The 13,613-nt window shown below is 57.7% G+C and carries 15 protein-coding genes; 4 read left to right on the top strand and 11 right to left on the bottom strand.

Annotation, left to right across the window (positions count from 1 at the left end):
- Positions 1 to 103 precede the first annotated feature (103 nt).
- From ACNQ0W_RS00250 to ACNQ0W_RS00235, 4 genes are all read left to right on the top strand, one after another.
- The gene (locus tag ACNQ0W_RS00250; RefSeq protein WP_062933301.1) at positions 104 to 1,648 is read left to right on the top strand and encodes a PTS transporter subunit EIIC; all 1,545 of its coding nucleotides are present in this window, start codon (positions 104 to 106) and stop codon (positions 1,646 to 1,648) included.
- A 12-nt stretch (positions 1,649 to 1,660) separates the two neighbouring features.
- On the top strand, positions 1,661 to 3,028 hold the full coding sequence (locus tag ACNQ0W_RS00245) for a 6-phospho-alpha-glucosidase (protein WP_062933302.1): 1,368 nt from the start codon (positions 1,661 to 1,663) through the stop codon (positions 3,026 to 3,028).
- An 89-nt stretch (positions 3,029 to 3,117) separates the two neighbouring features.
- On the top strand, positions 3,118 to 3,963 hold the full coding sequence (sseA, locus tag ACNQ0W_RS00240) for a 3-mercaptopyruvate sulfurtransferase (protein WP_062933303.1): 846 nt from the start codon (positions 3,118 to 3,120) through the stop codon (positions 3,961 to 3,963).
- Complete coding sequence (locus ACNQ0W_RS00235) at positions 3,963 to 4,733, top strand: MurR/RpiR family transcriptional regulator (RefSeq protein WP_015572161.1); 771 nt, start codon at positions 3,963 to 3,965, stop codon at positions 4,731 to 4,733. The genes sseA and ACNQ0W_RS00235 overlap by 1 nt, the downstream gene beginning before the upstream one ends.
- Before the next feature lie 17 nt (positions 4,734 to 4,750).
- Here ACNQ0W_RS00235 and sseB read toward each other — a convergent pair whose 3' ends face one another.
- From sseB to trmJ, 11 genes are all read right to left on the bottom strand, one after another.
- Positions 4,751 to 5,527, bottom strand: a complete 777-nt coding sequence (gene sseB, locus ACNQ0W_RS00230; RefSeq protein ID WP_417933159.1) for an enhanced serine sensitivity protein SseB — start codon at positions 5,525 to 5,527, stop codon at positions 4,751 to 4,753.
- A 111-nt stretch (positions 5,528 to 5,638) separates the two neighbouring features.
- The gene (gene pepB, locus ACNQ0W_RS00225) at positions 5,639 to 6,925 is read right to left on the bottom strand and encodes an aminopeptidase PepB (RefSeq protein WP_062933305.1); all 1,287 of its coding nucleotides are present in this window, start codon (positions 6,923 to 6,925) and stop codon (positions 5,639 to 5,641) included.
- A 53-nt stretch (positions 6,926 to 6,978) separates the two neighbouring features.
- On the bottom strand, positions 6,979 to 7,179 hold the full coding sequence (gene iscX, locus ACNQ0W_RS00220) for a Fe-S cluster assembly protein IscX (RefSeq protein WP_003860650.1): 201 nt from the start codon (positions 7,177 to 7,179) through the stop codon (positions 6,979 to 6,981).
- Between the two features lies 1 nt (position 7,180).
- The gene (fdx, locus tag ACNQ0W_RS00215; RefSeq protein WP_003860652.1) at positions 7,181 to 7,516 is read right to left on the bottom strand and encodes an ISC system 2Fe-2S type ferredoxin; all 336 of its coding nucleotides are present in this window, start codon (positions 7,514 to 7,516) and stop codon (positions 7,181 to 7,183) included.
- A gap of 1 nt (position 7,517) precedes the next feature.
- Entirely contained in the window at positions 7,518 to 9,368 is a 1,851-nt protein-coding gene (gene hscA, locus ACNQ0W_RS00210) for a Fe-S protein assembly chaperone HscA (protein WP_062933306.1), read from the bottom strand.
- A gap of 14 nt (positions 9,369 to 9,382) precedes the next feature.
- Complete coding sequence (gene hscB / locus ACNQ0W_RS00205) at positions 9,383 to 9,898, bottom strand: co-chaperone HscB (RefSeq protein WP_003860657.1); 516 nt, start codon at positions 9,896 to 9,898, stop codon at positions 9,383 to 9,385.
- A 76-nt stretch (positions 9,899 to 9,974) separates the two neighbouring features.
- The gene (iscA, locus tag ACNQ0W_RS00200; protein ID WP_003860659.1) at positions 9,975 to 10,298 is read right to left on the bottom strand and encodes an iron-sulfur cluster assembly protein IscA; all 324 of its coding nucleotides are present in this window, start codon (positions 10,296 to 10,298) and stop codon (positions 9,975 to 9,977) included.
- A 13-nt stretch (positions 10,299 to 10,311) separates the two neighbouring features.
- The gene (gene iscU / locus ACNQ0W_RS00195) at positions 10,312 to 10,698 is read right to left on the bottom strand and encodes a Fe-S cluster assembly scaffold IscU (protein ID WP_003860661.1); all 387 of its coding nucleotides are present in this window, start codon (positions 10,696 to 10,698) and stop codon (positions 10,312 to 10,314) included.
- Between the two features lie 24 nt (positions 10,699 to 10,722).
- A complete protein-coding gene (gene iscS, locus ACNQ0W_RS00190; protein WP_003860663.1) occupies positions 10,723 to 11,937 on the bottom strand; it encodes a cysteine desulfurase in 1,215 nt (404 codons plus the stop codon).
- Between the two features lie 119 nt (positions 11,938 to 12,056).
- A complete protein-coding gene (gene iscR, locus ACNQ0W_RS00185; protein WP_022649018.1) occupies positions 12,057 to 12,548 on the bottom strand; it encodes a Fe-S cluster assembly transcriptional regulator IscR in 492 nt (163 codons plus the stop codon).
- 216 nt (positions 12,549 to 12,764) lie between these two features.
- Positions 12,765 to 13,490, bottom strand: a complete 726-nt coding sequence (gene trmJ, locus ACNQ0W_RS00180) for a tRNA (cytosine(32)/uridine(32)-2'-O)-methyltransferase TrmJ (RefSeq protein WP_062933322.1) — start codon at positions 13,488 to 13,490, stop codon at positions 12,765 to 12,767.
- Positions 13,491 to 13,613 lie beyond the last annotated feature (123 nt).

Below are 13,613 nucleotides of genomic sequence, written 5' to 3'. Positions count from 1 at the left end.
TTTGTTTTTAAAACAAGAAGATAGCTGGATAAGCTCGCATCAGGCCTGCTAGTTTTATGACCATGACGCACCCCGAGTGCGCGGTTCAATAAGAGAGAAAGCCATGAAACGAGCCGTGAACGCCCTACAAAATTTCGGAAAATCACTTTACGGACCTGTACTTATCTTACCCATCGTCGGTCTGTTTATCGCCTTTGGGAATGTGCTGGGTAACGGCAATCTGGCCGAGTACCTGCCGTTTCTCGGCCATCCGCTGATCCAGAGTGTCGGCCAGCTGATCGCCAAATCTGCCGTATCGGTGCTGGTCAACCTGGCGCTGGTATTTGCCGTTGGGATCCCCATTGGTCTGGCAACCCGAGATAAAGGCTACGCGGCGCTGATTGGGCTGGTGACCTTTATCGTATTCATTAACGCGATGAACGTGACGTTACAGCTTCAGGGGGAACTGGCCCCGGCGGAACAGATGAAAGCCGCCGGACAAAGCATGGTGCTGGGCGTTCAGGTGCTGGAGATGGGCGTTTTCGCCGGGATCCTGACCGGGGCGCTCTCCGGTTATCTGTACAACAAATATTCCGGTGTCCAGTTTAACGGCGCGATGGCGATTTACTCCGGCCACTGCTTTGTCGCGATTGTGATGCTGCCTGTCTCTATGCTGCTCGGCGTGGTCATGAGCGAACTCTGGCCGTACGCACAGCATGGAATAAGCGCCCTGGCGCTGGCGATCAAAGGGTCCGGTCCGTTTGGCGTGGCGATCTACGGTTTCCTTGAACGCATTCTGGTGCCGACGGGCCTGCATCATCTGGTCTATACGCCGTTCCTGTATACCGAACTGGGCGGTACGCAGGAGGTGTGCGGTACGGTTTATCAGGGCGCGCGCAATATCTACTTCGCCGAGATGGCCTGCCCGGACGTGAAGCAGCTCAGCAGCACCGTGGTGTGGGATGCGCGCGGCATCAGCAAGATGTTCGGCCTTCCTGCCGCCGCGCTGGCGATGTACATGACCGCGAAGCCAGAGCGTAAAGCGATTGCGAAAGCGATTCTGATCCCGGCGGCGCTGACCTCGCTGCTGGTCGGCGTAACCGAGCCGATTGAGTTCTCCTTCCTGTTTGTCGCCCCGCTTTTGTTCGTGGTGCATGCGGTGCTGACCGGTATCGGCATGATGCTATTCTCGCTGTTTGGCGTTCACGCCATCGGCGCCAACGGGATTATCGATTTTATCCTCTACAACCTGCCGCTCGGCACGGAGAAGTCCAACTGGCCCATGTACATCGTGGTCGGGCTGATCATGTTCGCCCTTTATTTCGTGGTGTTCCGCTTCCTGATCCTGCGCTTCAACATGAAAACGCCGGGGCGTGAGGATGAGGACCAGGAGACGCGCCTTTACAGCAAGCAGGAGTACCAGGCGAAGGGCAATAACGACGGGCTGGGCGAATCCATCGTGGTGGGTCTGGGCGGTCGGGAAAATATAGAGGTAGTGGATAACTGCTACACCCGCTTACGCGTCACGGTGAAGGACGTCGCCATCATCGACGAACCGCGCCTGAAAGCGACCGGCGCGAAAGGGGTTATCAAACAAGGTAACAACGTTCAGGTGGTCTACGGGCTGCATGTCAAAAAAATGCGAGAAGCCGTTGAGACGTTTCTCTGAAAGGAGCTAAAGATGTTTACACCCCCATTTATTCTGTCGATTGCCGGCGGCGGTAGCACCTACACGCCAGGTATAGTGAAAAGCCTGATGGTACGTCTGCACGATTTCCCTCTGGCAGAGATCCGCCTGTATGACATTGATGAGGCGCGCCAGAACACCATTGCGCCCGTGGTGGAGAAGGTTATTCGCGACCACAGCCAGAGCATCAAATTCACCGTCACCAGCGACCCGGAAGTGGCCTTCAGCGGCGCGCATTTTGTTTTTGCTCAGATGCGCGTCGGACAGTACAAAATGCGCGAGCAGGATGAAAAAATTCCGCTGCGCCACGGCGTGGTCGGCCAGGAAACCTGCGGCCCCGGCGGGCTGGCCTACGGACTGCGTACTATCCTGCCGATGGTCGAGCTGATCGATCGGGTGGAACGCTACGCGCACGAGAAAGCCTGGATCGTGAACTACTCCAACCCGGCGGCGATTGTCGCTGAGGGCGTGCGTCGCCTGCGCCCCAACGCCCGCGTGCTGAATATCTGCGATATGCCGGTTGCCGCGATGCGCAATATGGGCGCCATTCTGGGCGTGGATCGTCATAAACTGGAGGTGGACTATTTCGGCCTCAACCACTTCGGCTGGTTTACCCGCGTGCGGGTGGACGGCGAGGACAAGCTGCCGGAGCTGCGCAAACATATCGCGAAGTTTGGCCTGCTGACGGAAGATGCTGCCAAAACCGACCCGCAGCACTCGGATCCGTCGTGGGTGAAAACCTGGCGCAACATCAAGCCGATTATGGATAACTTCCCGGAGTACCTGCCGAACCCGTATCTACAGTACTACCTGATGCCGAACCAGATTGTGGAGCATCAGAACCCGGACTATACCCGCGCCAACGAAGTGATGAACGGGCGTGAGAAAAAGCTGTTTGCCGCCGCCGAAGAGTACCAGCGCAGTGGGATCTTACCGGACGCCTTCCACGTAGGTGTTCACGGCGAATTTATCGTCGATGTCGCCTGTTCGCTGGCGTTCAACCTGCGCCAACGTCATCTGGTGATGGTGGAAAACCGCGGGGCGATTACCAACCTGCCGTACGATGCAGTGGTGGAAGTGCCTGCCTATATTACCTCCGAAGGGCCGGAGCCTGTCCGCGTGGGTCAGGTGCCGCTGTTCCACCAGACGCTTTTACAGCAGCAGCTGGCCTCTGAACAGCTGCTGGTTGAGGCAACCATCGAAGGCAGCTACGAGAAAGCGTTGCAGGCGTTTACCCTGAACCGCACCGTGCCGACCATGGAGCACGCGAAAGCGATTCTGGATGAGATGATCGAAGCCAACCGCGACTACTGGCCTGCGCTGCAAAAGGCCTGGCAGGACGGTGAAGCGGTGAAAAAATAGGGGCTTGCTCGCGAGTTGAACGTGGTTAGCTTGTCGGTGTCAGAAAAAACACCGACAATCCTTTTTTACGGAAAAGAATGGAGGCAACCATGTCCACCTCATATTTTGTCGCTGCCGACTGGCTGATTGAGCACGGCGACGACCCGGAAGTTCAGATTATCGACGCGCGCATGGCCCCTCCGGGCCAGGAGCATCGTGACGTTCCCGCTGAATACCGTGCAGGGCACCTGCCTGGCGCGGTATTTTTTGATATCGAAGCCCTCTCCGATCACACCTCTCCCCTGCCGCACATGCTGCCTCGCCCGGAAGCGTTTTCCGTGGCGATGCGCGAGCTGGGCATCAGCAAAGATAAACATCTTGTTGTTTACGATGAAGGTAATCTGTTTTCCGCGCCGCGGGCGTGGTGGATGCTGAAAAACTTCGGCGTGGAAAAGGTATCGATTCTGGCGGGCGGACTGGCAGGCTGGAAGCGCGACGAACTACCGCTTCAGCAGGGTGACGTCACGCTGCCGGAAGGGGAATTTGACGCGACGTTTGACGCTAACGTGGTCAAGCGCCTGACCGACGTGCTGGTCGTGAGCCACGAAAAGACGGCGCAAATCGTCGATGCGCGTCCCGCTCCACGTTTCAACGCAGAAGCGGACGAGCCGCGTCCGGGGCTGAAACGAGGACATATCCCGGGGGCACTGAACGTGCCGTGGGGCGATCTGGTGTTTGAAGGCGAGCTAAAAACCACCGATGAATTGCGTGCCATTTTTGAACGACAGGGCGTGGATTTGCATCGTCCGGTTATTGCCAGCTGCGGCTCCGGCGTGACGGCCTGCGTGGTGATCCTGGCGCTGGCTACCCTTGGCGCGAATGACGCGACCCTGTACGACGGCGCCTGGAGTGAATGGGGTGCACGGGACGATCTGCCGGTTGAACCGGCGAAATAATGGATAACCGCCTGGCAACGCTGTTAACGCGCGGGTCGTCGCTGACCCGCGCGGAGTATCGCGTCCTCGCCCACCTCACTGAGCATCCGCTGCTGGTGGGCAACATCACGGTGCGCGAGCTGGCGCAGGCGACATTTGTCTCCACCGCGACGATTATGCGGTTGTGCCAGAAGCTGGGGTTTAGCGGCTTTAGCGAGTTTATCTGGCACTGCAAGCAGCTGCTTTCTGACACGCCGCATATCACCGTACAGCCTGAGCAACATGCGGAAATGCCCGCGCTTTTTACCCGGTTCGTTGCCAACTATCAGCAGACCTTCCAGTGGGTCACTCAGGACAAACGCCAGCAGTTTGCCAGCCTGCTGCGCCAGAAAGAGAGCTTCTTTCTCTACGGCGCCGGGTTTTCGTATCTTTTTGCCGAGTACCTGACCAAGAAGTTGCAGGTGCTGGGAAAAACGGCGTTCATCTCCGGGCCGGGAGACAGCCGGAATATTTTTCTCAGCAACGCCGCGCGCTATCAGGTGTTTATTGCCGTTTCACGCAGCGGCGAAACGGAGCAGGTACTGGATAAAGCGCGGATCGCCAAAAACGTCGGCATGACCATCGTCGCGTTTACCCGCGCGTCGGCCAATACGCTGGCGGGCATGGCGGACGTGCATTTTGCCCTCTATGACGAAGCGGTACATTTCGCCGCCGAAGCCGCAGGGGTGACGTCGTTTGAGTCGAATCTGGTGCTGCTGATGGATTTACTGCTGCTGGAAGCAACGGGGTGAAGATCACCCCGCCGTAATCAGATAATGCGGTTGGTCTTGAGATCGCGCAGGAAGCCGCCCCAGCGACGCTCGTAGAACGGGGTGATGTGCTCGGTAATAAAGTGGCTGATCCCCTTCTCACCTTTCTTCACCTGACAGATATCAATCGGCTCATCGCCCGGCAGGGTGTCGGTTGCTACGCTTCCCGCCGCCTGGATGATCTCGTCGATATCGCCGTCGGCCTCAATCCCTATCAGCAGAACAGGCTTTTCGTCAGCGCTCTCTTTGATGGAGCAGAGGAACGCGCGTTTTACCAGCTTGATGGTTTTAAACAGCGTGGTCAGGGAGTCAATCATCTGCGCAGGCGGCTCGGCCACTTCAGACAGCAGCAGCGTTTCGCCCCCTTCCAGCACCTCCTGAGTGCTGAGCGGGTTGCCCTCGTCACCAATCAGGTGGCTGATTTCGCGCGGAGTAAACTCTTTCCCGGTCGGCAGTTTGGCGTTGAGGAACAGCGTCTGCCCCAGGGTCATTTCGAACAACGTGCGCACCGGCATCACCACGAACGCCTGTTCGTCTTCTACCGCTTCCTGCAAGGCCTCGAGCGAGGTAAAGAACGGGATCACCGAGGTGCCGTCGTCTTTCTCCCAGTGCAGCAGATCCAGCGCGCTGTCTTCGACAACCTGCTCCCCTTCCGCCGCGGTGCCCGGCACCCAGACGGTGGATTCCAGCAGCGTGCGGAAAAAGGCCGGACGGTGGGTGGGTTCGGTCGCCGCCTGCTCCAGCAGGGTTTCTAATTCGTTTTTGGTTTCGGACATAACAATTCCAGATGATGCATTTCCCCCTCACCCCGGCCCTCTCCCTCAAGGGAGAGAGAGCAAACCATCCCCTCTCCCTGTGGGAGAGGGTTAGGGTGAGGGCAAAAAAGATTACTCAGCCGTCAGCAGGTTCGCCACGGTACGCACACCCAGACCGGTCGCACCCGCAGACCACTGCTCAACCGCTGCTTTACGGTAGGTTGCGGAGCAGTCAATGTGCAGCCAGCCTTCATGGTAGTTCTCAACGAAGTGAGACAGGAAGCCTGCTGCGGTGCTTGCCCCCGCCGGGTACGCCGCGCTCGCGGTGTTGTTCAGCTCGGCAAAGTTAGACGGCAGCTGGCTGCGGTGGAACTCGGCCAGCGGCAAACGCCAGAACGGTTCGTTTTCCGCCGCCGCGCTGGCCAGCAGGCGAGCGGCCAGCTTGTCGTCGAAGCTGAACAGCGCGTGGTAGTCGTTACCCAGGGCCGTTTTCGCCGCGCCGGTCAGGGTCGCCATGTCGATGATCAGCTCCGGCTTCTGCGCAGAGGCGTCGATCAGACCATCGGCCAGCACCAGACGGCCTTCGGCGTCGGTGTTCATCACCTCAACGTTTTTACCGTTGCGGTAGCGAATGATGTCGCCCAGCTTGAAGGCGTTGCCGCTCACCATGTTGTCCGCGCAGCACAGGTAGAGCTTCACGCGCTTATTCAGACCACGTGTGATGGCGAACGCCAGCGCACCGGTAACGGTGGCCGCGCCGCCCATATCGGACTTCATAGAGTCCATGAACGCGCTCTGCTTCAGGCTGTAGCCGCCGGTGTCGAAGGTGATGCCTTTCCCGACCAGACAGGCAAAGACCGGCGCTTCTTTATCGCCGGTTGGGTTGTAGTCCAGCGCCAGCAGGACCGGAGGACGCTCAGAACCACGGCCCACGGTGTGGATACCCATGTAATTCTGCTCGCGCAGGTCTTCGCCTTTGGTGATGCGGTAAGACATCTTGTCGCCCGCCACGCCGCACAGCAGGTCAACCGCGCGCTGCGCCAGCTGCTCAGGGCCTAACTCTTCCGCCGGGGCGTTGATGGTATCGCGTACCCAGTCGATAATTTTCAGGCGGCTTTCCAGCTCTTTCTGACCGGCTTCGTCGAGGTTCGCCCACTCGATTTTGCGGGTGCCTTTCGGCCCTTTGTAGCCTGCCCAGAATGCCCAGCTGCGGTCGGTGTCCCAGCCTTCGCCTTCCAGCGACACATGCTTAATGCCAAGGCCGTCAATTTTACGCGCGGCGCGCTGGATCAGGCCCAAATCATCATTGCCCGTCAGGTGCAGGGTAATACCGTCGTTGTTGATGCTGTAGGTGGCTTTTTCGCCCCAGCGTGCGTCAGCAGGCTGATTCGAGAGCGTAATCTTCATCGCTTCGGTCATTTTATTTATCCTTATTAGCAAACGGGCCGCCTGAAGGCAGCCCGTTAAGTGATTTACTCTGCTTCATCTAACCAGACTAACAGAATCGCCTCCAGAATTTTTTCATTGGATGCGTTTGGATCGTCGTCAAAATCTTCCAGATCGCAAATCCACTGATGCATGTCGGTGAATCGTACGGTCTTCGGATCGAGATCCGGGTTCGCGTCGTAGAGCGCCTCGCCGATTTCACGGCTGTCTGTCCACTTCAGTCCCATATCAATGCTCGCGTGCGTGGTTGATGGTGTAGCGTGGGAACTCCACGACCAGATCTTCATCGGTCACCGCGGCCTGGCAGCTCAGGCGGCTGTCTGGCTCCAGACCCCATGCTTTATCCAGCATGTCGTCTTCGTCTTCGGTGCTCTCGGCGAGAGAATCAAAACCTTCACGCACGATGCAGTGGCAGGTGGTGCAGGCACAGGATTTTTCACAGGCGTGTTCCACTTCGATACCTGCACGCAGGGCAACATCGAGAATGGTTTCACCGGTCTTCGCTTCCAGAACAGCGCCATCCGGACAGAGGTCCGCATGAGGCAAAATTACAATCTTTGGCATATTAAACCTCGTCCACGGACTGGCCTTTCAGCGCGACGCGGACAGATTTGTCCATGCGGCGAGCGGCGAAGTCCTGGGTTTGTTTATCAACGTTTTTAATGGCTTCTTCTATTGCGTCAGCGTCATTGCCTTCAGCGACTGCGCGTAAGCGCGCGGCAGCGTCGTCAATGACCTGGCGCTCAGCGGCGCTTAACAGCGCGGCATCGGCAGCGAGCGCGCCGTTCAGGCTTTCCAGCACGCGTGCGGCTTCCACTTTTTGTTCAGCCAGCATACGCGCCTTCACATCCTGCTCGGCGTAGCTCATTGAGTCCTGAATCATGGAGGCGATTTCGCCATCGGTCAGGCCGTAGGACGGCTTCACCTGGATGGACGATTCCACGCCGGTCGATTTTTCCATCGCCGTGACGCTCAGCAGGCCGTCCGCATCCACCTGGAAGGTGACGCGAATATGCGCCCCGCCCGCTGGCAGCGCCGGAATGCCGCGCAGCGCAAAGCGCGCCAGAGAGCGGCAGTCCTGCACCAGCTCGCGCTCGCCCTGCATCACATGGATGGACATCGCGGTCTGGCCGTCTTTGAAGGTAGTAAACTCCTGCGCGCGCGCCACCGGAATGGTGGTGTTACGCGGAATGACTTTCTCCACCAGGCCGCCCATGGTTTCTAAACCCAGAGACAGCGGGATGACGTCCAGCAGCAGCATTTCGCTGTCCGGCTTGTTGCCGACCAGGATATCGGCCTGGATAGCGGCACCCACAGCAACCACTTTGTCCGGGTCGATAGAGGTCAGCGGCGTGCGGCCAAAGAATTCGCCCACGCGCTCGCGCACCAGCGGCACGCGGGTTGAGCCGCCAACCATGACCACTTCCAGCACCTCGCTGGCCTCCACGCCCGCATCTTTCAATGCGCGACGGCAGGCCAGCAGGGTACGCTTAACCAGAGGCGCAATCAGTTCGCTGAACTGGTCGCGGGTGAGTTCACCCTGCCAGCCTGCGACGTTCACGCTGACGGACTGTGCATCGCTCAGGGTGATTTTGGCGTCGATGGCGGCATCCAGCAGTTCACGCTGCACGCGCGCATCGCTGCGATCGCTGATGCCCGCCTGCTCGCGGATGTAGTCTGCCAGCAGATGGTCGAAGTCATCGCCGCCGAGCGCGGAATCCCCGCCGGTCGCCAGCACTTCAAACACCCCGCGGCTCAGGCGCAGGATTGAGATATCAAACGTCCCGCCGCCGAGATCGTAAACCGCAATCACCCCTTCCTGACCGGAATCGAGGCCGTAGGCAATGGCCGCCGCCGTCGGTTCGTTCAGCAGACGCAACACGTGCAGGCCCGCCAGACGCGCGGCGTCCTTGGTGCCCTGACGCTGTGCATCGTCAAAGTAGGCCGGAACGGTGATCACCACGCCGTCGAGATCGCCGCCGAGCGTCGCCGTGGCGCGTGCCGCCAGCGCTTTGAGGATGTCAGCAGAAACGCGAATCGGGTTCAGCAGACCGGCAGACGTTGCGATCATCGGCAGGCCGTTTTCGCTGGCCTGGAGCTGATACGGCAGATGCGGGTAACGGGTCTGGATATCAGCCAGCGAGCGGCCCATCATGCGCTTGACGGAGCTGATGGTATTGGCCGGATCGCGCGCGGCGTTAGCCCGGGCATCAAACCCGACCGCGTGGCCCTGCTGCTGGTAGTGGACCACGGAAGGCAGCAGATGGCGCCCCTGCTCGTCAGCCAGCGTTTCCGCCTGGCCGCTACGCACGGTCGCCACGAGAGAATTGGTGGTGCCCAGATCAATACCGACCGCCAGACGACGCTGGTGCGGTGCGGCACTTAAGCCAGGCTCACTAATTTGTAATAAGGCCATAATTGCTTCCGAAATTAAAAATCGAGCAGCTTTTCTTCGAGTTGTTCAGCACTGCTTCGCAGTTTATCGAGAAAACGGAGTTTGCGCACAGTGTCTGCCGCCACGTCCCAGGTCTCGTTGTTCAGTTGCTCTACCATCTGCTGATGGCGGGTATCGAACATGCCCTTTACGCGCGTGATAAAGCTTTCCAGACGCGCTTCGTCTTTAGCCTGTTCGATTTCATCCAGCTCTTCGCGCAGCTCCAGCTGTTCCATCAGAAACGCCGTGTCGCGCACGGTATGCTGTTCGCTCGCCAGATCGAAACCGTGGAGCGAGAGCAGATATTCTGCACGCGCCAGCGGATGACGCAGCGTTTGCCAGGCCTGGTTGATGGTTGCGGAGTGTGATACCGCAGCCAGCTGCTCTGCCTGCGTCCCGCTGGCGAATTTATCCGGATGGTACTGACGCTGGAGATCCTGAAAACGGACCGTCAGCGCCTGGAGATCGATCGGGTATTGAGCGGGTAGTCCGAAGAGAGTGAAGTAATCCATAACAATCTCAGGGGTAGCCTGTTAGAACAAACCCCACGCGTAGCAAAGCCACGGTGGGGTTTCGGATGACGCGCGGTTAAACGTGGAAGCTTTCGCCGCAACCACACTCGTCTTTGACGTTCGGGTTCGTGAATTTGAACCCTTCGTTCAGGCCTTCTTTTACGAAGTCCAGCTGAGTGCCGTTGAGGAATTGCAGGCTTTTGCCATCGACCACCACCTTCACGCCTTTGTCTTCAAACACGGTGTCATCAGACGCCGGTTCGTCAACAAACTCCAGTACGTAAGCCATACCAGAACAGCCGGAGGTACGTACGCCCAGTCGCAGGCCAAAGCCTTTACCACGGTTCGCCAGAAAAGAGCTTACTCGCGCGGCAGCGCTGTCGCTAAGGGTAATCGACATACTCAAACCTCAATTATTTTGCTTCACGTTTGCTTTTGTAATCCGCAATGGCGGCTTTGATCGCGTCTTCTGCCAGAATTGAGCAGTGAATTTTCACCGGCGGCAGTTCGAGTTCTTCAGCAATATCCGTGTTCTTGATTGCCTGTGCTTCGTCCAGAGACTTGCCCTTCACCCATTCGGTGACCAGGGAGCTGGAAGCGATAGCTGAACCGCAGCCGTAGGTCTTGAAGCGCGCGTCTTCAATGATACCTTCATTGTTGACTTTAATCTGCAACTTCATCACGTCGCCACACGCTGGCGCGCCAACCATACCGCTACCGACAGATTCATCGCTGTTGTCAAAAGAGCCAACGTTGCGCGGGTTCTCGTAATGATCGATAACTTTTTCGCTGTATGCCATGATTGAATTCTCCTTATGTACCGATTAGTGATGTGACCATTCAATGCTGTTCAGATCCACGCCCTGCTTGAACATTTCCCACAGTGGAGAAAGGTCGCGCAGACGGCCGATGGAGTTACGAACCAGCTTGATGGTGTAGTCAATCTCTTCTTCGGTAGTAAAACGACCTAAAGAGAAACGGATAGAGCTGTGTGCCAGCTCGTCAGTCATGCCCAGCGCACGCAGCACGTAGGATGGCTCCAGGCTTGCAGACGTACAGGCAGAACCGGAAGAAACCGCCAGGTCTTTCAGCGCCATGATCAGCGATTCGCCTTCAACATAGTTGAAGCTGACGTTAAGGATGTTTGGCGCGCCCTGCTCGAGATCGCCGTTCAGATACACTTCTTCCATATCTTTCACGCCGTCCCACAGACGGTTACGCAGCGTACGCAGGCGTGCCATCTCGGTTTCCATCTCTTCTTTCGCGATGCGATACGCTTCGCCCATGCCCACGATCTGGTGAACAGGCAGCGTACCGGAACGCATGCCGCGCTCGTGACCGCCGCCGTGCATCTGTGCTTCGATGCGGATACGTGGCTTACGACGAACGTACAGCGCGCCGATGCCTTTCGGGCCATAGATTTTGTGACCGGAGAAGGACATCAGGTCCACTTTCAGCTGGCTCAGGTCGATAGGCAGTTTGCCCACGCTCTGGGTCGCATCCACGTGGTAGATGATGCCGCGCGCACGGCACATTTCGCCGATGGTCGCGATGTCCTGCACAACGCCGATTTCGTTGTTAACGTGCATGATGGAAACCAGGATGGTGTCATCGCGCATCGCCGCTTCGAGCTCTTTCAGGTCGATGATCCCGTTGCTCTGCGGCGCCAGGTAAGTCACTTCGAACCCTTCACGCTCCAGCTGACGGCAGGTGTCCAGCACGGCTTTGTGTTCGGTTTTGCTGGTGATGATGTGCTTGCCTTTTTTCTGATAAAAGTTGGCCGCACCTTTGATCGCCAGGTTGTCGGATTCGGTCGCGCCGGAGGTGAAAACAATTTCACGCGGATCGGCACCAACCAGGTCAGCAATCTGATTACGGGCGATATCAACCGCCTCTTCAGCATGCCAGCCAAAACGGTGAGAACGGGAAGCTGGGTTACCAAAGTTTCCGTCCAGGGTCAGACACTGCATCATTTTCTCGGCAACACGCGGGTCCACCGGCGTGGTTGCGGAGTAATCGAGATAAATCGGTAATTTCATTGCTCTATAAACTCCGTACATCGCTTCAATGCAAGGAATCAGGCAACCGGCTGGATGTACGACCGAGTACACGGGGCGAGCTAACGCCCCGGCCTGATTCTGAAATACTTATCTTTTTATTACGCGCGCAGTTTAACGTCGATTGCGTCCTGCGAACGGGTGCTGCGCTGTGAATCCTGACTATGCTGACGACCAGAGACATCCAGAACTTCCTGGTTATTAACCAGTTCACCCAGGGTGATGTTATTCAGGAAGCCGGTCAGACGGTCGCTCAGATCGCGCCACAGCGCGTGGGTCAGGCACTTATCGCCGCCCTGACAGCCGCCTTTACCCTGGCAACGGGTCGCGTCAACGGATTCGTCAACCGCGCTAATCACTTCGCCAACCGCAATACTGCCCGCGTCTTTACCCAGCAGATAACCGCCGCCCGGGCCACGAACGCTGGACACCAGTCCATTTTTACGCAGTCTGGAGAACAGCTGTTCCAGGTAAGAGAGGGAGATCCCTTGTCGTTCAGAAATATCAGCCAACGGAACCGGGCCCGCTTCGGAGTTGAGCGCAACGTCCAGCATCGCGGTCACGGCATAACGCCCTTTAGATGTCAGTCTCATGTCTTACTTAACCTCAAACTCGCCCCTGCCCGGGGTTTTTTATTGTAAAATGGGGGTATTGCATAGCAGGGCCAAGTCTGACATTCCTGACTAAATTGGTCAACTATTTACTTGACTGTTTTAGTCAGGTATTTAACCTTCTGTGCCTTCATAATATAGGTGCGGCCTGATGCCCTCACCCCAGCCCTCTCCCACGGGGAGAGGGGGAAATCGACACTACGCTTTATTCTTCTGCTCAATCGACGCCAGAATCCCGCGCAGGATGTTCAGCTCCTGGCTTTCCGGACGCGCGCGGGTGAACATACGGCGCAGCTTATTCATCACCTGGCCCGGGTGGCCTTCACGGATAAAGCCAGTTGAGAGCAGCGTCTGTTCCAGATGACCGTAGAAACGCTCAAGGTCGTCCACCAGCGGGTAGGCCGTCTCTTCTTTAGGTTCCACCGGTTTCTCATGCGTCGCCAGCCATGCCATGCGCACTTCGTAGGCAATCACCTGCACCGCCATCGCCAGATTCAGCGAGCTGTATTCCGGGTTGGCGGCAATCGCCACGTGATAGTGGCACTTCTGTAATTCCTCGTTGGTCAGGCCAACGCGTTCACGGCCAAACACCAGTGCAACCGGCGCCTGTTCCGCTTCTGAGATGCTTTTCAGGCCGCATTCGCGCGGGTCCAGCATCGGCCAGGGCAGCGTACGGGAGCGCGCGCTGGTGCCCACCACCAGGCTGCAACCGGCCAGGGCTTCATCCAGGGTGTCCACGATCTGCGCATTCCCGATCACGTCGCTGGCGCCGGCCGCCAGAGCAATAGCCTGAGAGTCTGGTTTCACCAGCGGATTCACCAGCCACAGGTTCGTTAAGCCCATGGTTTTCATAGCGCGGGCCACAGAGCCCATGTTGCCGGTGTGCGATGTTTCGACCAGCACGATTCGAATGTTTTGCAGCATAATTTTTAGATGTCTGGATTCAGTGTCTGAAGAATATTCGGGCATATTATCATAAACGAGAGACATAATCCGATCCCGCTGCTATACTCTGCGCCGATTTTCCTGTTCTTTAACATCCAGTGA

This window comes from Enterobacter cloacae complex sp. 6730903 (assembly GCF_048283985.1).
Lineage (GTDB): Bacteria > Pseudomonadota > Gammaproteobacteria > Enterobacterales > Enterobacteriaceae > Enterobacter > Enterobacter hormaechei_C.
Note: the sequence above shows the minus strand (reverse complement) of the source record. Positions and strands in the feature narration are given on the sequence as shown.

What these genes read in the sequence shown, in the direction of transcription:
- fdx (WP_003860652.1), bottom strand. Translation starts at nt 7,516, where the DNA reads ATGCCAAAGATTGTAATTTTGCCTCATGCGGACCTCTGTCCGGATGGC.
- sseA (WP_062933303.1), top strand. Translation starts at nt 3,118, where the DNA reads ATGTCCACCTCATATTTTGTCGCTGCCGACTGGCTGATTGAGCACGGC.
- trmJ (WP_062933322.1), bottom strand. Translation starts at nt 13,490, where the DNA reads ATGCTGCAAAACATTCGAATCGTGCTGGTCGAAACATCGCACACCGGC.
- iscU (WP_003860661.1), bottom strand. Translation starts at nt 10,698, where the DNA reads ATGGCATACAGCGAAAAAGTTATCGATCATTACGAGAACCCGCGCAAC.
- iscA (WP_003860659.1), bottom strand. Translation starts at nt 10,298, where the DNA reads ATGTCGATTACCCTTAGCGACAGCGCTGCCGCGCGAGTAAGCTCTTTT.
- ACNQ0W_RS00250 (WP_062933301.1), top strand. Translation starts at nt 104, where the DNA reads ATGAAACGAGCCGTGAACGCCCTACAAAATTTCGGAAAATCACTTTAC.
- iscR (WP_022649018.1), bottom strand. Translation starts at nt 12,548, where the DNA reads ATGAGACTGACATCTAAAGGGCGTTATGCCGTGACCGCGATGCTGGAC.
- hscB (WP_003860657.1), bottom strand. Translation starts at nt 9,898, where the DNA reads ATGGATTACTTCACTCTCTTCGGACTACCCGCTCAATACCCGATCGAT.
- iscS (WP_003860663.1), bottom strand. Translation starts at nt 11,937, where the DNA reads ATGAAATTACCGATTTATCTCGATTACTCCGCAACCACGCCGGTGGAC.
- iscX (WP_003860650.1), bottom strand. Translation starts at nt 7,179, where the DNA reads ATGGGACTGAAGTGGACAGACAGCCGTGAAATCGGCGAGGCGCTCTAC.
- pepB (WP_062933305.1), bottom strand. Translation starts at nt 6,925, where the DNA reads ATGACCGAAGCGATGAAGATTACGCTCTCGAATCAGCCTGCTGACGCA.
- ACNQ0W_RS00245 (WP_062933302.1), top strand. Translation starts at nt 1,661, where the DNA reads ATGTTTACACCCCCATTTATTCTGTCGATTGCCGGCGGCGGTAGCACC.
- hscA (WP_062933306.1), bottom strand. Translation starts at nt 9,368, where the DNA reads ATGGCCTTATTACAAATTAGTGAGCCTGGCTTAAGTGCCGCACCGCAC.
- sseB (WP_417933159.1), bottom strand. Translation starts at nt 5,527, where the DNA reads ATGTCCGAAACCAAAAACGAATTAGAAACCCTGCTGGAGCAGGCGGCG.
- ACNQ0W_RS00235 (WP_015572161.1), top strand. Translation starts at nt 3,963, where the DNA reads ATGGATAACCGCCTGGCAACGCTGTTAACGCGCGGGTCGTCGCTGACC.